The 21,989-nt window shown below is 54.7% G+C and carries 23 protein-coding genes; all 23 read left to right on the top strand.

The window, feature by feature from the left end; genetic code table 11:
* The first annotated feature begins 6 nt into the window (after positions 1-6).
* The 23 genes from thrB (at position 7) to ADG72_RS01930 (ending at position 21,978) form a co-directional block, all read left to right on the top strand.
* The gene (gene thrB, locus ADG72_RS02045; protein ID WP_048711831.1) at positions 7-969 is read left to right on the top strand and encodes a homoserine kinase; all 963 of its coding nucleotides are present in this window, start codon (positions 7-9) and stop codon (positions 967-969) included.
* A 246-nt stretch (positions 970-1,215) separates the two neighbouring features.
* Positions 1,216-2,898 (top strand): transcription termination factor Rho, encoded by a 1,683-nt coding sequence (gene rho / locus ADG72_RS02040; protein ID WP_048712063.1) that lies wholly within the window; start codon positions 1,216-1,218, stop codon positions 2,896-2,898.
* A gap of 100 nt (positions 2,899-2,998) precedes the next feature.
* Entirely contained in the window at positions 2,999-4,687 is a 1,689-nt protein-coding gene (locus ADG72_RS02035) for a DUF5129 domain-containing protein (RefSeq protein ID WP_048711830.1), read from the top strand.
* Between the two features lie 104 nt (positions 4,688-4,791).
* Positions 4,792-6,456 carry a DUF5129 domain-containing protein gene (locus tag ADG72_RS02030; protein ID WP_239667626.1) on the top strand — a complete coding sequence of 555 codons (1,665 nt, stop codon included), beginning with the start codon at positions 4,792-4,794 and terminating at the stop codon, positions 6,454-6,456.
* A gap of 195 nt (positions 6,457-6,651) precedes the next feature.
* A complete protein-coding gene (rpmE, locus tag ADG72_RS02020; protein ID WP_009409245.1) occupies positions 6,652-6,873 on the top strand; it encodes a 50S ribosomal protein L31 in 222 nt (73 codons plus the stop codon).
* A gap of 89 nt (positions 6,874-6,962) precedes the next feature.
* On the top strand, positions 6,963-8,063 hold the full coding sequence (gene prfA / locus ADG72_RS02015; protein WP_048711825.1) for a peptide chain release factor 1: 1,101 nt from the start codon (positions 6,963-6,965) through the stop codon (positions 8,061-8,063).
* Positions 8,060-8,929 (top strand): N5-glutamine methyltransferase family protein, encoded by an 870-nt coding sequence (locus ADG72_RS02010; protein WP_048711822.1) that lies wholly within the window; start codon positions 8,060-8,062, stop codon positions 8,927-8,929. The genes prfA and ADG72_RS02010 overlap by 4 nt, the downstream gene beginning before the upstream one ends.
* A gap of 6 nt (positions 8,930-8,935) precedes the next feature.
* Positions 8,936-9,580, top strand: coding sequence for an L-threonylcarbamoyladenylate synthase (locus tag ADG72_RS02005; protein ID WP_048711821.1), 645 nt, complete (start codon positions 8,936-8,938; stop codon positions 9,578-9,580).
* A 19-nt stretch (positions 9,581-9,599) separates the two neighbouring features.
* Entirely contained in the window at positions 9,600-10,751 is a 1,152-nt protein-coding gene (locus tag ADG72_RS02000) for a glycosyltransferase family 4 protein (RefSeq protein WP_048711819.1), read from the top strand.
* Positions 10,748-11,209: a hypothetical protein gene (locus tag ADG72_RS01995; RefSeq protein WP_048711817.1), complete on the top strand. Its 462-nt coding sequence runs from the start codon at positions 10,748-10,750 to the stop codon at positions 11,207-11,209. Before ADG72_RS02000 ends, ADG72_RS01995 begins: the two co-directional genes overlap by 4 nt.
* Positions 11,210-11,280: 71 nt before the next feature.
* Positions 11,281-12,168: a F0F1 ATP synthase subunit A gene (atpB, locus tag ADG72_RS01990; protein WP_239667625.1), complete on the top strand. Its 888-nt coding sequence runs from the start codon at positions 11,281-11,283 to the stop codon at positions 12,166-12,168.
* A gap of 48 nt (positions 12,169-12,216) precedes the next feature.
* Entirely contained in the window at positions 12,217-12,420 is a 204-nt protein-coding gene (gene atpE, locus ADG72_RS01985; protein ID WP_009409252.1) for an ATP synthase F0 subunit C, read from the top strand.
* On the top strand, positions 12,420-12,983 hold the full coding sequence (locus ADG72_RS01980) for a F0F1 ATP synthase subunit B (protein WP_048711815.1): 564 nt from the start codon (positions 12,420-12,422) through the stop codon (positions 12,981-12,983). The genes atpE and ADG72_RS01980 overlap by 1 nt, the downstream gene beginning before the upstream one ends.
* Complete coding sequence (locus tag ADG72_RS01975; protein WP_048711813.1) at positions 12,983-13,771, top strand: F0F1 ATP synthase subunit delta; 789 nt, start codon at positions 12,983-12,985, stop codon at positions 13,769-13,771. Before ADG72_RS01980 ends, ADG72_RS01975 begins: the two co-directional genes overlap by 1 nt.
* Positions 13,772-13,809: 38 nt before the next feature.
* A complete protein-coding gene (gene atpA / locus ADG72_RS01970; RefSeq protein WP_034502899.1) occupies positions 13,810-15,450 on the top strand; it encodes a F0F1 ATP synthase subunit alpha in 1,641 nt (546 codons plus the stop codon).
* A 2-nt stretch (positions 15,451-15,452) separates the two neighbouring features.
* On the top strand, positions 15,453-16,382 hold the full coding sequence (locus ADG72_RS01965; protein ID WP_048711811.1) for a F0F1 ATP synthase subunit gamma: 930 nt from the start codon (positions 15,453-15,455) through the stop codon (positions 16,380-16,382).
* A 26-nt stretch (positions 16,383-16,408) separates the two neighbouring features.
* The gene (atpD, locus tag ADG72_RS01960; RefSeq protein WP_048711808.1) at positions 16,409-17,857 is read left to right on the top strand and encodes a F0F1 ATP synthase subunit beta; all 1,449 of its coding nucleotides are present in this window, start codon (positions 16,409-16,411) and stop codon (positions 17,855-17,857) included.
* A gap of 1 nt (position 17,858) precedes the next feature.
* Positions 17,859-18,125 carry a F0F1 ATP synthase subunit epsilon gene (locus tag ADG72_RS01955; protein WP_048711807.1) on the top strand — a complete coding sequence of 89 codons (267 nt, stop codon included), beginning with the start codon at positions 17,859-17,861 and terminating at the stop codon, positions 18,123-18,125.
* Between the two features lie 58 nt (positions 18,126-18,183).
* The gene (locus ADG72_RS01950) at positions 18,184-18,591 is read left to right on the top strand and encodes a DUF2550 family protein (RefSeq protein ID WP_048711805.1); all 408 of its coding nucleotides are present in this window, start codon (positions 18,184-18,186) and stop codon (positions 18,589-18,591) included.
* Between the two features lie 41 nt (positions 18,592-18,632).
* Positions 18,633-19,331 carry an endonuclease NucS gene (gene nucS / locus ADG72_RS01945; RefSeq protein WP_048711803.1) on the top strand — a complete coding sequence of 233 codons (699 nt, stop codon included), beginning with the start codon at positions 18,633-18,635 and terminating at the stop codon, positions 19,329-19,331.
* Complete coding sequence (locus ADG72_RS01940) at positions 19,331-20,458, top strand: DNA glycosylase AlkZ-like family protein (RefSeq protein ID WP_048711800.1); 1,128 nt, start codon at positions 19,331-19,333, stop codon at positions 20,456-20,458. Before nucS ends, ADG72_RS01940 begins: the two co-directional genes overlap by 1 nt.
* Positions 20,459-20,494: 36 nt before the next feature.
* Positions 20,495-21,685: an N-acetylglucosamine-6-phosphate deacetylase gene (locus tag ADG72_RS01935; RefSeq protein WP_192831721.1), complete on the top strand. Its 1,191-nt coding sequence runs from the start codon at positions 20,495-20,497 to the stop codon at positions 21,683-21,685.
* 50 nt (positions 21,686-21,735) lie between these two features.
* Complete coding sequence (locus tag ADG72_RS01930) at positions 21,736-21,978, top strand: hypothetical protein (protein WP_048711797.1); 243 nt, start codon at positions 21,736-21,738, stop codon at positions 21,976-21,978.
* Positions 21,979-21,989 lie beyond the last annotated feature (11 nt).

Below are 21,989 nucleotides of genomic sequence, written 5' to 3'. Positions count from 1 at the left end.
CCCTCCATGCGCATCACTCAAGATTTCGTCGCTGTTCGCGTTCCCGCTACCTCGGCCAATCTCGGACCCGGTTTTGATTCCTTCGGTCTTGCCTTAGACCTGTGGGATGAGGTGAGCGTCCATGCAACCGCCGGGGCAACCCACGTGACTATTGAGGGTGAAGGGGCAGGCGTCCTCGACGAAGGCGAAAACCACCTCGTTGTTCAGGCGCTGCGTATGGGCTTGGAGGCAGCAGGCGTTGCGCAGGTTGGTATCCAGATGCGCTGTATGAACCGGATTCCTCATTCTCGAGGCCTAGGTTCCTCTGCCTCGGCAATCGTCGCTGGTCTTGGGCTTGCTCGTGCGCTTATTGGAGATCCCGAGGCGCTTACTGCGGAGGACATCCTTTCGATTGCGACCGAGATGGAAGGCCATCCGGATAACGTCGCCCCAGCTATCTCTGGCGGAGTGACGATTTCGTGGATGGATGGTGAGCTGCCGGGCATGCTGCGTCTTTCGGGGGAGGCGCCGATTGAACCCGTTGCCTTTATCCCTGATTTTGAGCTGGCAACCTCGAAAGCACGTGCAGTGCTTCCGCAGCAGGTCCCCTTCGATGATGCAAAGTTTAATCTTTCACGTGCTGGAATCCTGGCTGCAGTCCTCAGTGGGCAAAACCATGTGATTGGTGCGGGAAGGAACATTCATGAACTGCTCATGGCTGCGACGGAAGATCGCCTGCACCAAGACTACCGACGTCAATCAATGCAACCTTCTCATGCCTTGGTGACTTGGCTTCGTGGTGCTGGTAAAGCAGCGGTGATCTCTGGTGCGGGACCGACAGTGCTCAGTCTTGAAAGTATTGATCCCAAGGTTCAAGCTGACGCTCAGGCAGCAGGGTGGGCAGTGCGTCCTTTGAAACTTGCCACGTCAGGTCTTCAAATTACTCGAGGCAATCTTTCAAAGATTAACGGTGGATGCGTTTTTGTGTGATTTAGCGCGCAGAGCAATACTGCTTGCGTGAAAGTAGTGAGAAAACGTGTTTTGCTTGCTACTATCGCACTGAAGGAAATCCTTCGATCTCCAAATGTGGAAATTCTTCCGTGTTCCTGTTGGGACATGTCCTTTCTATTCATCTCATGTTGATTGAGAAGTTCACCTGGTCTGTTGTGAGACCATGCATGTGAGGATTATCAGTTGAGCAACGATGTGACCACCCAAGAGCGCGAATTCTCGCGCATGAAGTTGGTGGAACTCAAAGCCATGGCCACCGAACTTGGCCTTAAAGGTGTTTCTGCAATGCGTAAGCCACAGCTGATTGAGGCGCTCAGCGCTGCGCAAGGTGGCGCGCCCAAGCAAGAAGAGGCCCCGCGTTCGCGTCGCCGTCGCGTTGCGCGTGAGGAAGCGAGCGAGGCCCCGCAGATCAATATTGAACTGCCCGCTCCTGTTTCGCAGTCAGCCTCGGAAGAGCGTTCATCGAACGACACTGGCCTTCCGCGAAAGAGCCGTCGTCGTCGCGTTGTCTCTAGTGAAGCTGCAGAACCGCAGGCCGTTACCCTGGATCTGCCGACCCCGACCCGTCACGAAGAAGAGGAAAGTGCTCCCGCGCCGGCGCAGCACATTGAGATTGCCCTTCCCGATAGTGATGATCCCGAGGCCCGCGATCGTTCCCGTCGTGATCGCGAAGGACGCCGCCGGGGACGCGGACGAGAGGGCCGTCGTGAACGCGGCGAGCGCAATGAACGCGTGGAGCGTGGCGAGCGTCGCGAGTCAGCCCCGGTCTCCGAAGAAAATCTTGCACCGATTGCGGGCATCTTGGACGTTCAAGAAAACCACGCATTCGTTCGTACCTCCGGATACCTCCCCGGGCCTAACGATGTTTATGTCACCCTCGGCAATGTTCGTCGCTGGGGACTGCGTCCCGGTGACGCTGTCGCAGGCGCGGTTCGTGCACCCCGTGAAGGTGAGCGCCAGCGCCAGAAGTACAACGCGCTGGTTCGCGTTGACTCAGTCAATGGTATGAGCATTGAGGACGCGCAGGCGCGCCGCGAGTTCTCTAAGCTCACCCCGATTTACCCCGACCAGCAACTGCGAATGGAGACTTCGGCAAAGGCCTTCACTCCTCGCGTCATCGACTTGGTTGCCCCCATTGGTAAGGGACAGCGTGGTTTGATTGTTTCGCCTCCGAAGGCCGGCAAGACTATGGTTATTCAGCAGATTGCCAAGGCAATCGAATTGAATAACCCCGAGGTTCACCTCATGGTTGTTCTGGTTGATGAGCGTCCTGAAGAAGTGACCGATATGCGCTCCATCGTCAAGGGCGAGGTTATTGCTTCGACCTTTGACCGTCCCGCATCGGATCACGCAATTGTCGCAGAGCTGGCGATTGAACGCGCCAAGCGTCTGGTCGAGCTCGGTCAAGATGTTGTCGTCCTTCTTGACTCAATCACCAGGCTTTCGCGTGCGTACAACCTCGCAGCGCCGGCCTCGGGTCGAATCCTCTCCGGTGGTGTTGACGCCTCGGCGCTCTACCCGCCCAAGAAGTTCTTTGGCGGCGCACGTAACCTGCGCGAGGGTGGATCGCTGACCATCATCGCTTCGGCTCTTGTTGAGACCGGTTCAAAGATGGACGAGGTGATCTTCGAAGAGTTCAAGGGGACTGGCAACATGGAACTGCGTCTGTCGCGCCAGCTTGCCGACCGCCGAATCTTCCCAGCTATCGACATCAATGCCTCGGGAACACGTCGCGAAGAAATGCTGCTCAAGCCCGAAGAATTGCGCATTATGTGGAAGCTTCGCCGCGTTTTGGGCACTTTGGATCAGCAAAGTGCGCTGGAAGCAGTTTTGGATCGTTTGAAGGAAACGCAGTCGAACGCAGAATTCCTCATGCTGGTTCAAAAGCAAGTACCATCTGCCGACTGATCGGCGGGACTTACGGGGACGGAAGGATAAATCCTTTCGCCCCCGTTTGTTTTGGGTTGCTTAGAGACTCTAAAAACACCAAGTGGGGAGAACAGCAAGCGTGGCGCGTAAACCTCATCCTTCTTCTGATGTAGGGCAGAAGAAAAAGCTCACTGCAAAGCAACGCGGAGCTTATCGTCTTCTTCTCTCGTGTCTACTTCTTGCAGTAGTCCCAACGGTCTTCCTTGTTTCTTTTGCCCTCAATCAGATCGTGCTTCGTGGTTACGGTAGCCACCATCCGGAGGTGGAAATCTACGATGATGCACGGGTTTTTTCTGATATTCATGGGAATTCTCTAAAAAATGAGCTTGAGCAATTAAGTTTTGGCCAACCTGTCAAGCTTGCAATCTTGTCGACAAATGATGTGCCTACGGGTAATCTCAATGAAGCGACCTTGAACTATGCGCGCGCTCGGCATAATGAGTGGCTGGACAGTAATGGAAAGAAATGGGCGCAGGGTTTGGTTCTCATTTCTGTATCTCCTCAACATCGACTTGTTGGGACGTATTTTGGCGAGAACGTTAAAGTCCCTCAGCAGCAACAAAGTGATATTCAGCAATCAGCCAAAACTTATTTTCGTGCGGGGGATTGGAGCGGGGGAGTAATCGCCGCGGCGAAAAGATCAGCACATGATGTTCCGGGTATCTATGGTCCTTCTGATGCCTATCTTGTGAATCCACCCGTATGGTGTTGGGGACTCTCGCTCCTTGGCGCTGGAAATTTGATCTGGGGATTGTGGCTGTGTTTCTCCACTCGTCAGAATCTACGTCGCGCGCACGAATGCGTTGAGCATGCGAAGAATCGTCGAGGGCAGGCAGAAAAAGCGTTTGCAGATATTCATCATGCTGGCCAATATCAAAAGCTCATGGCAATGCGTCACGCACAGACCGCGCGGAGCCTCCCGCGATTGCAAGAGCATTTAGATGAATTCAAAGTTCCGGGGTTCTATGAAGCTCTCACTCAAGGCGTGAACGATCGCTCAACAGCATTGATGCGACGGGCAATTTCTTTAGATCATGTGAATGATGTCTTTATCTGCGCGGCTGAGTTCTTCAATCGTCGTCCCGGTTGGGAGGGCGTATGGATGAATGAAATTGGTCCTGTTGTTGAAGATCTCGAAGGCCTGGCTCGACTCGCAGACGAAGCGAAAAAACACGTGCACACAACGGAGGTGTCACAAGCGTGCGATACAACTGCTCAGTGGATCTGTGAACAACAGGCCAGGTTCCACGAGCTTAAAGAAGGAATCCGACAGGGGAGCATCACTCCCGCAGGTGGCCTCGAAAAACTTGAGGAAATTTCTCGGGATACTCGGCGACGAGCTCAGCGCGTTATTTTATTGGCTTTAAAGGCAGATCCCTCGAGTCGCGGAGAAGAGCGCTATCGATACTGGAAAGAACAGCAAAGTAAGCGGGGGGATTCCACGATTGTTCCCTACATGGGACGCCATTACCTCGGTGGAATAGTCTGCTTTTATGAGCCATCGACAACGATCCTCCTGAATTCGCAATCGGCGGGAGTCAATCTCGGGTCGATTAAGTTTTCTTCAAGCGGTACCTACATTGAGCCAAGTGATGGCGGGCATAATTGGGCAATTTATTCGCCGATCGAGGTGAATCGCAGGGCCTACTTGACTGCTCAGACCTGGAAAGCAGGCAGTGGAACTTCTGACTCAGCAGACGGGAGCTCTGGCGGATATGGAGCCTCCGGTGGTGGCTTCTCTGGAGCCGGTTCTTCCTCTTCTTTCTAGCGACGAGGCCAGCGTGCAGACACGCGCGGTTAGCTAGCTTCCGTTTGTTTACTCTTTGACGGTGCGCGTATCCTCAGTGAGTCTGCGTTAGGAGAAATAGCTTCATGTCGAATACACCTCAAGCTTCACCCGGAACTCCCGAAAAATCTCAGAACACGCATCGACGTGGCGTAATCCGATTAGTGCTTTCGCTAGTGCTGATGGCTGTGTGTCCGCTGTTTTTCCTGAGTTCTTTTATTCAAAACGGGATCAGCGGAGCAAGTAAGGCCGATTTCGCTCCTGAGGTTGTTGTTGAAGACCAATCGTCAGTCTTTGAAGATGTCAACGGGCAATCCTTGGGTACTGCAATGGAATCCATTGGCTTTCGTCAGCCTATTAAACTGGTGATTCTCTCAACCGATAACGTACCGACAGGCAATCTCAACGAAGCAGTCTTGAACTATGCTCGCTCAAACCACAAAGAATGGTTATCTGCGAGCCGAGATAAGTGGGCAGACGGCCTGGTGATTCTTGCGGTTTCCCCCAGCTACCGAAAAGTTGGGACGTATTTTGGTGAAGACGTCAAGGTTTCTTCCTCAAAACAAAGCAAAATCCAAGAGGCTGCGAAAGACGACTTTCGATCAGGGGAGTGGAGTCAAGGGATGCTTCAGGCAGCTCAGGCGGCTGCCAAGTATGTGCCTGACTCTTCCGGTAACGGTGGGGAAGACTCTGTCCCGCCCTTCTACTCTTTCGTCTTGCTGATTGCCGGTGCAGCGAACCTGCTTCGGGGGTTCCGTCTGCGTTCCTCGACAAAGCGCAACCTTCGTGAAGCGCGAGCACACTGGGATGTTGTTCAGGCTGATCGCTACCGTGCAGAGCAAGCATTTGCAGGTATCGGGGATGCAGGCAAATACAAGACTGGACTTGATATGCGTTACAAGCGCTATCAGTCAGATTTCGTCGAGGCCGGGAAAGAATGGGATGAAATCGGTAATCCCACCTTCTTGCAAACCCTCAGCGCGGCGCTCAATAACGCCAGTGGCGACTTGCGACAGCGTACCGAATCTATGGATGCGAGCGATGACACCTTCGCTGCCGCGGCTGAGTTCTTCAATCTGGGAGCCGGATGGGTTGACGTCTGGATGAAAGAGATTGGTCCGGTCATGGAAGACCTCGAGGTCCTCTGCGAATTGGTGACTTCTGTGAGTGAGGAATTGGGCACTCCAGATGCCATACGTGGCCGTGATGAAATCCTTCAGTGGTCCAGTCAGCAAATGGCACTGATCGACTCCCTTAAAGAGCAATTGGCAAAGGGTGGTATTACTCCAATCGCGGCTCTTGAAAAGCTCGATGAAATTGCTGAAGGTACCCGCCGCTGGGCAAAGGGAATTATTCTTGCGTCCTTGAAAGCTGATCCCTCCTCGAATAGCGATAAGCGGTACGAGCAGTGGGAGAATTCCCAGAAGGAACGCGAGGCAGCCGATTCTGCCGATTACACCGGGTACTACCACCTGAACGGTGTTCTACATAACTACGACCCCGCGAAAACGATCCGCTTGAACTCTCAGTCAGCGGGTATCGATCTTGCCGCCTTGAAGGCTGCCGCATTCGGTACCTATGCAGGTTGGAACTCATCCTCGGATAACTTGTGGATCTATCAATCTCTGTCGACTGATCGTACGTATTATCAGTCCGCTCACTCGTGGACACCCAGCAGCGATTCATCGAGTAGCGACTATGGAAGCTCAGGAGGGGGCTTCTCGGGATCTGGGTCTTCCTCCTCGTTCTAGGCCAGAGCATTACCTATTTCACGCATGGCGAATGAACTGAGCGTGAAAAAATAGCGATTCGCATGGCATAATGTCATGTCGGCTTCCGCCTCACCGGAGTGCTTCTTTGAGAAAATCGAAGAAGGTGACTCATTGCCAGATGCAATGAGCGCTGCATTTCGGACCCGGAGCACCAAACGATCCAGGAGATTTTCCATGAAGAAGGGCATTCACCCCGAATATGTGGATACCGTTGTGACCTGCACCTGCGGCAACACCTTCCACACCCGTTCCACCATCACCTCTGGCGAGATGCGCGTGGACGTCTGCTCCGCTTGCCACCCGTTCTACACCGGCAAGCAGAAGATCCTCGACACCGGCGGTCGCGTCGCCCGTTTCGAGGCGCGTTACGGAAAGCGCGTACGCCCCTCCAAGTGAGCTTTTACTCGGCGCCGACGACTTTTGGTCGTCGGCGCCGATGTGTTTAAACGGCTACCCTTGAACTACTCCCGCAGGAAGGATCAGACATGAGTGCTCTTGGAGAAGAATTCTCCGCATTGGACGCGCTACTTGACGAACACGCGCAGCTTGAAACTCGAATGTCAGATCCGGACGTCCTTTCTTCCCCCAAACTTCTCAAGCAAGTCTCTCGTCGTTACGCGGAGCTTTCGCGCATTAAAGCCGCTGCGGATCAGCTTGAGCATGCACAGGGGGATCTCGAGGCAGCTCGGGAGCTTGCTGAAGACGATTCCTCATTCGCAGAGGAAATCCCCGCATTGGAAGAAGCAGAGCGAACCGCTCACGAACATCTTCTGTCTATCCTTGCGCCGCGAGATCCCGATGATGCCTGTGACGTCATCTTGGAAATCAAAGCAGGTGAAGGCGGTGAAGAATCTGCACTCTTTGCCGCAGATCTCGCCCGGATGTATCTGCGCTATGCGGATTCGAAGGGGTGGAAGACTACGGAGCTGTCCTCCACTTACACCGAGCTAGGCGGTTTCAAAGAAGTCACCCTTGCGATTAGAGCATCTGGTAATCCCGCACCTGATGAAGGCGTGTGGGCACACCTGAAGTATGAGGGGGGAGTGCACCGAGTACAGCGCGTTCCCGTTACCGAGTCGCAGGGGCGTGTGCATACCAGTGCTGCGGGTGTTTTCGTCATTCCCGAACTTGAAGTCGATGATGAGATTGTCATTGACCCCAATGATTTGCGAATTGATGTCTACCGTTCTTCAGGCCCGGGTGGGCAGTCGGTGAATACCACCGATTCAGCTGTCCGCATTACCCACCTTCCATCGGGCATCGTCGTTTCGATGCAAAATGAGAAGTCTCAGCTTCAAAATAAAGAGGCCGCGCTTCGTGTTCTTGCTTCGCGCTTAGCAGCTGAAGCAAAAGCCAAGCGCGAGGCCGAGGCCTCGGCACAGCGCCTTTCTCAGGTTCGTACTGTTGATCGTTCGGAACGTGTTCGTACGTACAACTTCCCGGAGAACCGCATTGCTGATCACCGTAGCGGCTTCAAGGCATACAACCTTGATCAGGTGCTTGACGGCGCGCTTGACCCGGTTATTGAATCTCTTCAAAGCGCAGATGAGGCCGAACGTCTCGCCTCCGCCGACGCACATGTATGAGTTCGCAAGCTGAGCTTATTGCGTGGGGTTCATCCCTCCTGAGCACCCTTGAGGGCGACGAGGGGGGAGCAACTCCCTTGGCCGAGGCACGCTACCTCTTGACGTGGGCCTTGGGCGTCGATTCTTTGCTATTTGCGCCCCGCGAGGTTCCTCCGACCAATGAGGCCGCCTACCGCGCTGCAGTCACCCAACGCGCCCTTCGCCGCCCACGAAGCCATGTGACCGGTGAAATGTATTTCAGAAGCCTTGTTCTTTCAGCTGGTGAAGGGGTCTTCACTGTCCGGCCTGAAACCGAGATGCTTGTCGAACATGTTGAAGAGCTGGCGCGCTCCGGAGCGCTTCCTGAAGGTGAATGGGTTGATCTGTGTACTGGGTCTGCAGCGATCGCGCTTGCACTTTCTACTGAAACTGGGCATCAGGTAACCGCTGTTGAAATTGACTCAGATGCCTTTGCCTACGCCGAGCGCAACCTCGCTCGATACCCGAAAGCCCAGATTCGCCTCGTCAAGGGGGATGCGACAGCTCCTGACACTATCCGCGACCTCAATGGAAAAACCGCATTGGTTGTGACAAACCCGCCCTATGTGCCGGCTCAGGAAGCGCCGACACAAATTGAGGCACAGCGGGACCCGGAGTGCGCTCTTTATGGTGGGGGAGACGACGGAACTGAGATTCCTCGTCGGATTATTGAACGCTCGCGTGAGCTCCTTGTTAGTGGAGGAATGCTGGCTATGGAGCACTCTCCCTCGCAGGCACAAACGCTCCGGCACATCGCGGTGATGAATGGTTTTACTCAGGTTCATACTCGCAGTGACTTAAGCGGAGTTGAGCGTTTCCTTATCGCTTGGAAAACACAGAGAAAGTAATTCACAGTGGAACATATTTTTGAGTGCGTTCATGGTTGGGAAAAGGACGAGCTTGACCTCCTTAAAAGACAGATCGGTCAGGGAGCGTTGGTGGTCCTGCCAACTGATACCGTTTATGGAATCGGCGTATCCGCCGACGATCACCAGGGTGTTCGTCGTCTTCTTGCTGCGAAAGGCCGCGGAGAGACAATGCCGCCTCCCGTCCTAGTCGCCTCTGTTGAGCAAGCGCGGAGAGTCTCTATTGACCTTGATAACGATGCCATAGGGCTGATGAAAGCCTTTTGGCCGGGTGCGCTGACCTTGATTGTGCGTGCAAACCCCAGCGTGAACTGGGACCTTGGAAAAACTCACGGTACCGTCGCGCTTCGCATGCCCAATCATGCGCAAGTGTGTGAGCTGCTCGAGGCCGTGGGGCCGATGGCAGTGACCTCGGCCAACCTAACGGGACAGCCTCCTGCGACAAATATTGATGAAGCGCTCGGATACTTCCGTGGCACGGTAGACTACTACGTGAATTCGGGGCCGACCCAGAGCGCACAACCGTCCACAATTATCGATTGTGCACACGGTCAGGCTCGCGTACTTCGCGAAGGAGCACTGAGCGTAGAAGATATCGCCAGGGTGCTGGACTATCAGCCCCTAGCTCGCTGAGGGAGGAGACATCGACGCCGTGAAGGTTTATGTCCTGCTGATGGTTGTGGCTGGCGCACTCACCGTGCTGCTGACACCGCTGGTCCGCTGGGCATGCCTGCGTTGGGGAATTGTCCCAAAGCTGCGCAGCAGAGATATCCAATCCACTCCGATTCCTCGACTTGGGGGAATCGCGATCACCATTGCTCTGGTGATCACGATGCTCATCAGTGCACGGATTCCCTATATGGCGCCCCTCTTTGAAACGAATGCCGCCTGGGCTGTTGTCGTGGGAGCGCTCGCGATGTGCATTCTCGGCGTTGTTGATGACGTCGTGGAATTGGACTGGCTGACGAAACTTTCCGGACAGATTCTGATCGCCGGTTCGATGGCTTTCAATGGCGTGCAATTGGTAAGTTTCCCAATTTTTGGTGTCACCATTGGCTCCTCACGCCTGTCCTTGATGCTTACTGTTTTCCTCATCGTCGGAATCATGAATGCGGTCAACTTCATTGACGGTCTGGATGGTCTGGCCGCTGGTGTCGTCGGTATTGGAGCTGCGGCATTCTTCGTCTACTCCTACGTGCTCACGCGGATCATGGGGGCAGCTTCATACGCAACGACTGCATCTTTGGCGGTCATTACCTTGGTCGGAGTCTGCTTGGGCTTTTTGTGGTTCAACTTCCACCCATCTTCAATCATGATGGGTGGAGGCTCCGAGACAATGGGCTTGGTTCTAGCCGCTGCGGGAATCATCGTTACGGGGCAGGTTGACCCCTCTGTTTTAGGTGGACAGCAGCTGTTGGTTTCCTTCCTCCCGCTATTGCTTCCTATTTCGGTCATCTGCGTACCCATTGGAGATCTTGTCGTCACTACGATTCGACGAATGCTGAGGGGGAAGAGTCCCTTCCATGCGGATCGCTCGCACTTCCACGACCGTCTGCTTGCTAGGGGACACTCGCACCGAGGTGTTGTCGCAATCTTGTGGATGTGGACAGCGCTAGTGGCTTTTCCTCCGGTCGCCATTCTTGTCCATGACTGGAAACGTGTTGCGCTGTGTGCACTTCCGGCACTTGCCTTGGGCATCTGGCTCACCGCTTCAGAATTCCCCGCTTTTACGCGCGCACGTCGGCGTGCGCATCATGACCACATTGAAGCTACCGCTCCCGAAAGCCCCAAGGAAAATGCATGAGTGATTCTTTGCAGGTGCATCAGAAGGATATTCAGCTGCTCATGCGCCGCCTCTGGGGTGCCATTGCTGCTGGTGCCCTGATTGTCGGTGTATGGCAGGCATGGGTCGGATACAGCCTGCGTAGCTTGCTTCTTCCTGTACTTATGTTGGCATTGGGTGCTGTTACGCATCTGTGCCTCGGTGCCATGATTCGTAGTGATGCAACTACCCGACCGATGTGGATATGGGTCCATATGTTCGGAACATTTGCCATCTTGATCGGTGGATTGTTCCTGAGCAAAGCCTTGGGGGCATCTGCGATTGTCACCGGACTTGTTCTGATTTGTGAGCACTTTGTGGTTTTTGGTGGTCTTGGGATCGCTTTATCACGCATAATTCGTGAGGTTCCGGTTGAGGAAGAGCCAGTGATCGTAGATGCCGATTTTTCGTCGTCGTTGACGGAGGAACAAAATTCCTAGGGATAAGTTCTTGATCTCTGGTTAGCTGGGTTACACTGGGTCGGGTTGGCCCTAGTGAGGAAGTGGAGCACGTGGAATCGACAGTTCTCGGCGAAGAGAAGACCGCACAGCGCAGCTACGCTATGCCTTTGTGGTACAAGGTTCTCATCGGTATTGTCGCGCTGATTGCTGCCGCAACCTGTATTCCCGCTGTTACACAGGCGCCCCACGCTCCCGGTATCCATGATTTCTTCCCCGATGCATTTTTTGGTGAGGGCACGCTCTTCCAATTCAACCGGCTGACACTGGTGCGTGTGGTCGCTGGAATTACACTGTGCTTGGTTTTCTGGCTCGGTGCGCGCAGCGTCAAGCTCATGCCGGGGCGGGGACAGGTCCTCCTCGAAATGGCAGCCGAGTTTGTTCGCAATGGTATTTCCGTCGCGATGCTGGGTGAAGGCCGAGGCCGTCGTTGGGCTGCCTTTATCGGTGTTGTTTTCTTCGGCGTTCTTTTTATGAATATTCAGGGAATTATCCCCGGGATGAATATCGCAGCTTCCTCTGTGATGGCTGTACCGATTGTTTTCGCTGTCATCGCCTACGTTTCATTCGTGGGTGCCGGAATTAAACAGTACGGTTTCTTCCATTTCTTCAAGTCGCAGCTTTTCCCCAAGGGATTGCCCTGGCCGATCTACTTCCTCATTACCCCCATCGAGTTCTTCTCGACTTTCATTGTTCGTCCCGCAACCTTGGCTATTCGTCTTCTGTGCAACATGATTTCAGGGCATCTGCTTCTTGCACTGACCTATTTTGGAACGTCGAATCTACTCATCGCTGCCGGTATGAAACAGACTGGTGCCCTCTTAACCGGAGCTGGCGCGGTTGCGGCGACGCTCTTCGAAATTTTCGTAGCTGTCTTGCAGGCGTACATTTTCGCCATGCTGACAGCGGTCTACATCAAGCTTTCAGTCGAAGAACACTAAAGGCTTCTTGCGCCTTCGACTGATTCACCAAAGGAAAAGGAAAGAAAAATGACCGGATCCCTTGCCTACATCGGCTACGGCCTGGCTGCGATTGGCCCTGGTATTGGTATTGGCCTCCTCGTGGGAAAGACCCAGGAAGCAACCGCACGCCAGCCTGAGATCGCCGGTAGGCTCTTCACCAACATGATTATTGGTGCAGCACTTGCTGAGGCTCTTGGCCTGATCGGCTTCGTTCTGCCCTTCATCGTCTGATGTTCGCACAGCTTGTTCCTATGTCCGAGGGATCGGTCGGAGGAATTGGCGTTGTTCTGCCGCCTCTCTATGAGATTTTCTGGTCAGCGCTGATTCTTCTGGTCATCCTCTTGGTCGTCGGTTTGTACGCGTTGCCGCGGATCTACTCAATGATCGACCAGCGACGCGACGCCATTCAGGAAGGCCTCGATAACGCTGAGAAGGCTCGCGAAGATCTCTCTCTTGCTTCGCGTAAGAAAGACGAGATGCTTCGTGATGCTCAGGCTGAGGCTCACCAGATCCGTGAAGATGCACGTGCTCAGGCCCAGCAGATCGTCGCACAGGCACGTCTTGATGCGCAGGTAGAGGCACAGCGCGTGCAAGATGCCGCTCAGCGTCAGATCCTTGCCGAGCGGCAGGCCGCGCAGATTAGCCTGCGTAGCGATGTTGGTTTGCTTGCTAGCGAGCTCGCAGAGAAGCTTGTGGGTGAGCATCTGGAGAATACTGATCTCACTGCTCGCGTTGTGGATCGCTTCTTGGATGAACTCGAGGCTGAAGAAGTTCCCGTTGGTGGTGCGAACTGATGACTCCTGAGTTGTTACGCGAACGTCTTGCGCAGGCGGGCGATGAGCGTATGAAGGTAGCGGAAGATCTTTTCGGCGTCGCAGATTTTTTGCGCACGAATTCTTCCGTCCAACGTGCACTCACTGACCCCTCGCGTGAACAGAGTGATAGAGACGCTCTTGTTGATCGTCTTTTCGCTCCGGTTGTATCTGCTGTCTCGATTCAGTGTCTGCATGACCTGGTAGCGGGTCACTGGTCCCGTCCGCGTGACATCGTGCACGCTGTCGAAGAAACAGGCTGCGATGCAGTGCTGCTCAGCGCGCAATTTGATGGGGTATTGGAAGAAACAGAAGCTCAGCTTGTTGCGGTTTCTGTTTTCCTTCAGTCACATCGCGATCTCAGAAATGAACTCTCTGACCTGTCTGCCCTTTCTCCGAAGGGACGCGCAGATCTTGCCCAGACGGTGTTCCAGAGTGTTCTTGGCCAGCCGAGTCTGCGTCTTTTGCGCCGATGCGTGGGACGGACCTCGCATGGCCACCTCTTGGGAAAGCTGCGGGAATTGGCTGTTCGCGCGGCGAACCTCTCCGGTCGACGCTTCGTATTCGTTGAGTCGGCACACGAGCTGAGCGACGACCAGAAGATGCGTCTCGAGAAGATTCTTGAGACCAAGCTGGCAAGCCCCGTTTCGGCAACCTACACGCTGCGCCCTGAACTGCTCGGCGGCCTCGTCATCCGAATGGGGACGGAGCGAGTCGATGCATCACTGGCCACGCGAGTTGGTGCTCTAAAACGTTCGATCGTCGGTTAAGCCCGATGTGTCTGAGGAATAGATAGAAGGAATGCTCAATGGCTGATCTGTCCATTAGCCCCGAGGAAGTACGGGCGGCGCTCGACTCTTTCGTGGAATCGTATCAACCTGCACAGGTTGCGACCGATGAAGTCGGTCATGTTACCGAAACTGCCGACGGTATTGCCCACGTTGAAGGGCTTCCCGGAACTATGGCAAACGAACTCCTGCGTTTCGAGGATGGGACGCTGGGGCTTGCCATGAACCTTGAACAACGTGAAATCGGTACCGTTGTCCTTGGAGATTTCTCCTCCATTGAAGAAGGACAGCCCGTTTACCGCACCGGTGAAGTGCTCTCAGTGCCCGTTGGCGATGGCTACCTCGGTCGTACCGTTGACCCGCTGGGCCGCCCCATCGATGGCCTCGGTGATATCACCGACCTGGAAGGTCGACGAGCGCTGGAACTTCAGGCTCCTGGCGTCATGATGCGTAAGTCGGTTCACGAGCCGCTGCAGACCGGCCTGAAGGCGATCGACTCGATGATCCCGATTGGTCGTGGTCAGCGTCAGCTCATCATTGGTGACCGTCAAACCGGTAAGACTGCAATCGCTTTGGATACGATCATTAACCAGCGTGACAACTGGCTTTCCGGCGATGTTAACAAGCAGGTTCGATGCATCTATGTCGCCATCGGTCAGAAGGGGTCGACGATCGCTTCGGTTCGCTCGACTCTAGAGGACGCCGGAGCAATGGAGTACACGACGATCGTTGCTTCTCCTGCCTCGGATCCCGCGGGCTACAAGTACATGGCTCCCTACACGGGTAGCGCAATTGGTCAGCACTGGATGTACCAGGGCAAGCACGTCCTCATCGTTTTCGATGACCTTTCTAAGCAGGCCGAGGCCTACCGTGCAGTTTCGCTTCTTCTGCGCCGCCCGCCGGGGCGTGAAGCGTACCCCGGTGACGTTTTCTACTTGCACTCTCGCTTGCTGGAACGCTGTGCGAAGCTCTCCGACGAGCTCGGTGGGGGATCGATGACCGGTCTGCCGATTATCGAAACCAAGGCAAATGACGTTTCTGCATACATTCCGACCAACGTTATTTCGATTACCGATGGTCAGATCTTCCTTCAGTCTGACCTCTTCAACTCGAACCAGCGCCCGGCTGTTGATGTCGGTATTTCGGTGTCTCGTGTCGGTGGTGCAGCGCAGATTAAGGCGATGAAGAAGGTTGCCGGTACCTTGAAGCTCACGCTTGCTCAGTACCGTTCGATGGCGGCCTTCGCGATGTTTGCTTCTGACCTTGATGCTGCAACACGTCGTCAGCTTACGCGCGGTGAACGTCTTATGGAGCTTCTCAAGCAGCCGCAAAACTCGCCCTATGTCGTCCAAGACCAGGTTGCGTCGATCTGGGCCGGCACAAATGGCTACCTCGACGACCTCGAGGTCAGCGAAGTCCTTTCCTTTGAAAGCGGCCTGCTGGACTACTTGCGAGCAAACTCCACAGTGCTCGATGAGATCGCCGCAACCGGTGAGCTCTCGAAGGAAACCGAAGAAGCCTTGCGCGCTGCAGTTGAGACCTTCCATGGCCAATGGGTGAGTGCGAAGGCATCACCGGTCTCGCTTGATGACGCTGAGGTGCAGGCCGAGCGTTCTCAGGAAGAAATCGTTCGTTCGCGCCCGGTAGTGTCTGAGGCCTGAGTATGGGCGGACAACAAAGGATCTATAAACAGCGGATTGCATCTACGCAGACGCTGGCTAAGGTCTTTCGTGCGATGGAAATGATCGCGGCATCGCGAATCGGTGCCGCGCGTCGGGCAGCTACTGAACTTGGACCCTATGAGAAGGCTCTGACTCAGGCAGTTGCCGCTGTCGCTATCCATACTGACCTTGACCACCCGCTGACTCGTGAGCGTCACGATACGCCACGTGTCGCGGTCCTTGTGGTTGCTTCCGATCGAGGGATGGCTGGAGCTTACTCAGCAACGATTCTTCGCGAGGCCGAACGTCTTGTCGAACGCCTCGAAGAAGAAGGAAAAGTCCCGGTCCTGTACACCTACGGTCGACGTGCCCAGGCGTACTTCCGTTTCCGGGGTGTGGAGATCGAAGATTCGTGGGAAGGGGAGTCCGATTCACCTTCCCAGGAGATCAGCAATCAGATCGCTCGCGAACTTCTTCAGCGCTTTACCGATTCAGATCCTATGACTGGTGTATGCGAAGTTCATTTGGTCTACACACGGTTTAAGTCGATGATGAGTCAGGTTCCTGAGGTTCGACGCATGATTCCTCTTTCCGTTGTCGATGCTCCGGAAGGGGATCGTGAACGCGATCAGGAACGCGGTGAGCACAAGGAGAATGCCGAGCTCTTCCCCGAGTATGAGTTCATTCCTTCACCCGAAGAAGTTCTTGACACCCTGCTTCCGCTGTATGTCTCGAGCAGGATCCGAAATGTTCTTTTGCAAGCCGCCGCATCAGAGCTGGCTTCGCGTCAGCGTGCAATGCATACGGCAACGGATAATGCAGAAGAACTCATTACGAAATACACGCGTCTGGCGAATTCGGCCCGTCAGGCGGAGATCACTCAAGAGATCACTGAAATCGTGGGCGGTGCCGACGCATTGGTCCAGGGCTGAGGCCCGTGCACATGGAGAAAATAGAAATGACTACTACTTCAACGGGACAGGGACGGGTCGCACGTGTTGTCGGACCGGTTGTCGATGTTGAGTTCCCACCGGACGCAATTCCTCCCTTGTACAACGCATTGCACGTTGACGTGAATCTTTCCGGGCAGAGCGAAGGCGAAGACGCGGTTCAGACAATCACTCTTGAGGTTGCTCAGCACCTGGGTGACAACCTGATTCGTGCGATTTCGCTCAAACCGACCGATGGTATGGTTCGCGGCTCGGTTGTCACCGATACCGGTGCTCCGATTTCGGTTCCGGTTGGGGATATCACGAAGGGTCACGTGTTCAACGTGACCGGTGAGGTCTTGAACCTTAAGCCCGGTGAGCATCTGGAAATCACCGAACGCTGGCCCATTCACCGCCAGCCTCCGGCATTCGACCAGCTTGAGGCCCGTACGAAGATGTTCGAAACGGGTATCAAGGTCATCGATTTGCTCACCCCTTATGTTCAGGGTGGCAAGATCGGCCTCTTCGGTGGCGCAGGTGTGGGCAAGACCGTTCTGATTCAGGAAATGATTCAGCGTGTTGCACAGAACCACGGTGGTGTTTCGGTTTTCGCTGGCGTTGGTGAGCGTACTCGTGAAGGTAACGACCTGATTCACGAAATGGAAGAGGCCGGTGTCTTCGATAAGACGGCACTGGTCTTCGGACAGATGGATGAGCCGCCGGGGACCCGTCTTCGTATCGCGCTGACCGGTTTGACCATGGCAGAGTACTTCCGTGATGTTCAGCATCAGGACGTGCTGCTCTTCATCGACAACATCTTCCGCTTCACTCAGGCTGGTTCAGAGGTCTCGACGCTTCTGGGTCGTATGCCTTCTGCTGTTGGTTATCAGCCGAACCTTGCTGATGAAATGGGCCAGCTTCAGGAACGTATTACCTCTGCTGGTGGTCACTCGATTACGTCGCTGCAAGCAATTTACGTTCCTGCAGACGACTACACTGACCCGGCACCTGCGACGACCTTCGCCCACTTGGACGCAACGACGGAGTTGTCGCGTGAAATTGCATCGCGCGGTATTTACCCCGCCGTTGATCCCTTGGCATCGACATCTCGAATCCTTGACCCGGCGCTGGTCGGTCGTGAACACTACGACACTGCTACTCACGTGAAGGCGATCCTGCAGAAGAATAAGGAACTGCAAGACATCATCGCCATTTTGGGTGTTGATGAATTGTCTGAAGAAGACAAGGTCACCGTCGCGCGTGCACGTCGCATTGAGCAGTTCCTCTCGCAGAACACCTACATGGCTGAGAAGTTCACCGGTGTTGAGGGCTCGACTGTTCCGCTTTCCGAGACCATCGAAGCCTTCAAGCGCATTGCTGAGGGCTACTACGATCAGGTCCCGGAGCAGGCCTTCTACAACATTGGTGGCATCGACGATCTTGAACGTCGTTGGCACGAGATCGAGAAGGATAACTGACGTGCCTGCCACCGATAAGTTGCAGGTCGAGATCGTTTCACACGAAGGCAGGCTTTGGCACGGAAGTGCATCTCAGGTCAGCTTTCCGGCAATGGATGGCTCCATCGGTGTGCTTCCGGGACGACAGCCGGTTCTTGCGGGTCTTGTTCCAGGACGTGTGAGCATTACGACTGAGCAAGGAGCTGTCGACTTCGAAATCGATGAAGGTTTGGCTTCGGTAGATTCCGACTTTATTACGATTGTCGTGGAACACGCCTCCCAGATGTGAGTGAGCGGTGTGCGGGCTTAAACTGTCCGCACACCCTCATTTTCTTTAGGAGGTTTTCATGGTTGTGCTGAACATTATCGTGATGCTCCTCCTTGCCCTTTTTGTCGTCTGGCTGCTTCTTAATCTGCGCGCGCGTCATCTCGATCAACAAGATGGTGCTTTTCGGGCGTGGGCGCGACTTGATTCGCATTCCGGATGGATGTCAGGAATCGGTCAGTATCAGGGGGACCGTCTGTGTTGGTATCGCTTGGTAGCCCCGTCATTGAAACCGCATGTCGTCCTTCCTCGACATGGACTCGAAGTCTCCCTTCCCCTGCAACGCTCAACCGATGGATCAATGGTTGAGGTCCGTTTGACATCAGGGGATGTTTTTCTGGATATCGCAGTTGAACCACTGACCTATAACGGGCTCGTGTCGTGGGGAGAATCTGAACCTCCCGCTATCGAACATGGCTCAACGCTCTAGTTTTATTCCCACGACACCGCCAGTTCCCGAAAGGTAAGCTTTTGCGCGTTCTTATCGCTTCATGCACGGTCGATTACTCTGGCCGCCTCAGTGCGCACCTTGACCGCGCAATTCGCCTGATTATGCACAAGGCGGATGGCTCTGTACTGATCCACTCCGATGGTGGTTCATATAAACCGCTGAATTGGATGAATGCTCCCTGTACAGTCACCACCGAAACCCCCGAAGAGGGAGAAGAGATGGACGGTGTGACTCAGGTTTGGCAGGTCCAATCTGATAAGACCGATGACCGACTGGTTATTCGCATTCACGAGATCATCAGTGATGTTACTGAAGAGTTTGGTATCGATCCGGGACTCGTCAAAGACGGTGTTGAAACCCATCTTCAAGAACTCTTGGCGCAGCAGGTTGCGCAGGTACTGGGTGAAGGCTGGGAACTGGTACGTCGTGAGTATCCCACTCCTGTTGGTCCAGTCGACCTGCTTGTTCGTGATCCGCAGGGGCTGCCCGTTGCAATCGAGGTTAAAAGGCGAGGAGGAATGGACGGCGTTGATCAATTAACGCGCTATCTGTCCCTTTTGGGCCGCGATCCTTTGCTGGACGGGATTAGAGGAATTTTTGCAGCTCAAGAGATTACGCGACAGGCTCGTACCTTGGCCGAAGATCGCGGTATTGACTGCCTCATTCTCGATTATGACGCCATGCGAGGTTTTGACGATCCCGATTCCCGTCTTTTCTGATGACTCACGCCTCACGCACTCTGAGCTTGGCGCGCATTATTAGCCAAGGCCTCGTCGAAGAAACGGCTGCGGATAATCCCATCGCTGCGGTCGACAATATGCTCGCTTTGCAGGCACAACTTCCTTCTTCGATTCCGTGGGCGATTAATCTACGCGTTAAACAGCCTTCTGTTAGCGCAATCGATGATGCTTTTGAGTCTGCTGAGCTTGTGCGTTCGTGGCCTATGCGCGGAACAATCCATGTCACCAGCGCAAAGGACCATCATTGGCTGCGACAGGTGCTTCGCCATCGGTATCGCACATGGATGCGCTCGTTAGAGGAAGAGGGATTGACTCGCGCGCGTATTGAAGAAGCTGCGCAGATCGCATATTCGTGTATTGCCTCGTCGGGACCGCGAAGCCGCGAAGAACTTTGCCTGGCTTGGGAGGAGGAAGGGATCCGAACGGGTACGCGCCCACAACGCGAGGCAGCCTTGCGAGCGGGGGAGAGGGTGACTTTCCTTGACCGTCGTAATCTCTTCCTCGCGTTGCATATTGAGGGCTTCCTCGTGGGCGGTCCCAAGCGGGGGAATTCCTTCCTTTTTTGTGATGCGAGGCCTTTGCCCGTTGCGGAAGGAGTCGCCCAGGGAGAAAGCAGTCACGAGGCCGCGCTGGCGGAGCTTGCGCGTCGCTATGCCTGGGGGCACGGCCCCGTCAGTGTCGAGGATTTTTCTCGTTGGACATCACTAACGAAACGTGAGTCTCGGGCTGCGCTGGAACGTGCAGTACGTTTAAAGGGAAGTGAGCGCCCTATTGTTCTCGGTGAATCTGGATATCAACGTGCTGATCTTGACTCGCTGTTGAGCCGATGCGGAAATGAAGCTCGAGCACTGTTTTCTTGCCCTTCTTTTGATGAAATCCATGTGGGATATGCCGATCGGAGTAGCATGGCCAGTTCGGAGGCAGAGCGGGAGATTTGCCCCGCAAAGAATGGGATGTTTCGACCAATTGTTATCAAAGATGGCAGGGTGATTGCCGTACAGGATCCGCGCAAAGGATATAAGTTTCTAGACTCGGTGCGAGATGAATATGATCAATCTCTGCTGGAAGAAGCTGAAGAAATCGGTGAGTATTTGAGCGGCAAATAAGTGATCGCGCAGCTGAAAATGTGCGAAAATATTCGTATGGATTCACAAGTTATGCGGGGCCGCATCGTCCTGAAAGATTCCATCATTGAAGATGGCGTCATCACCGTTGAAGGCCAATTTATTTCTCATATTTGCCCGGCATCTGATTTCTCTGGCGAGCTTCCGGAATCAACTGGCTCGACTTTCCTTCCGGGACTTGTCGATGTGCACTGTCACGGAGGCGGTGGGGAGTCTTTCCCGAATGCAACGACGCCCGAGGCCGCAATGCAAGCCGTCATGGAACACCGTCGTCACGGTACGACCTCGTTGGTTGCTTCGTGCGTCACCGCTGATGCTGACACCTTGAAAGCACGTGCTCGCACCCTAGCTTCGCTTGCCGAAAAGGGTGAGATTGCGGGTATTCACTTCGAAGGTCCTTTTGTTTCACACGCGCGTTGCGGCGCGCAGGATCCGACCTACATTGTTGATCCAGATCCCGATCTCACTCGCGAACTCATTGATGAATGCAAGGGGTACGCACTTTCAATGACACTTGCTCCGGAAAAGCCCCGTGCGTTTGGTGCAGGTTCTGTTGCCGAAGCGCTGATCGATGGGGGTGCTATTCCTTCGTGGGGGCATACGGATTCGAACTCGACCTTTGCGCGTCAAGCCTTGGAATACTCACGTGAGCATTTCGCAGGTTCTTCGACTACTCGTGGTCCCCGTGCAACGATTACGCACCTTTTCAACGGCATGCGTCCGCTGCACCACCGCGACACCGGTCCGATCGCAGAATTCCTTTCAGATGCTGCCCGTGGAGGTGCGGTTGCAGAGCTGATTTGCGATAACGTCCATGTTGATCCACTTCTTGTTCGCGATGTCTACGAACTTGTCGGCCGCGATCACGTCGTGCTGATTACGGATGCGATGGCTGCGGCCGGTATGCCTGATGGCTCCTACACGCTTGGTCCTCAAGATGTTGTCGTCCGTGACGGTATCGCGCGCCTAGCTCAGGGCGATTCTATTGCCGGTGGCACTGCACACCTTCTTGACTGCGTTCGCGTGGCAACGACTTTGGGTGGAATTCCTCTGGTGGATGCTGTCTACATGGCCTCAGCTCAAGGCGCTAAGATCTTGGGCGATCCGCGAGTGGGCAGCCTTGAGGCTGGAAAATTTGCAGATATTGTCGAGGTGGATTCTGAGCTCAATGTGCGTCGCGTAGTTCGCCGTGGCACAGTAGTTGAGTGAGAGGAAAACGATCTCGTAAGCGTCCATGGGGCGAGAGCCGACCATTGCAGATGTCGGCTCTCGCCTCACTTGCGCGCAGCGAAATTGGACCTGATGGTGAGTCCTATCAGGTCCAATATCTTCGTTCTTCCTCGAAGCCCTATATCTGCCCCGCGTGCCTGCAAACAATTGCCATCGGTAGTGCGCACGTCGTTGCATGGCCCGAAGAACGTGCCTATGGATTGGATCAGGGAGTTCGTGCTCGGCGACACTGGCACCTGAACTGTTGGAAACGTGGTCTTCGCCCGGCATAATGGGCGTGATT

Source organism: Trueperella pyogenes (assembly GCF_001070855.1).
GTDB lineage: Bacteria > Actinomycetota > Actinomycetes > Actinomycetales > Actinomycetaceae > Pauljensenia > Pauljensenia pyogenes_A.
The sequence above is the reverse complement of the archived record's forward strand: the minus strand, read 5'-3'. Positions and strand labels throughout refer to the sequence as shown.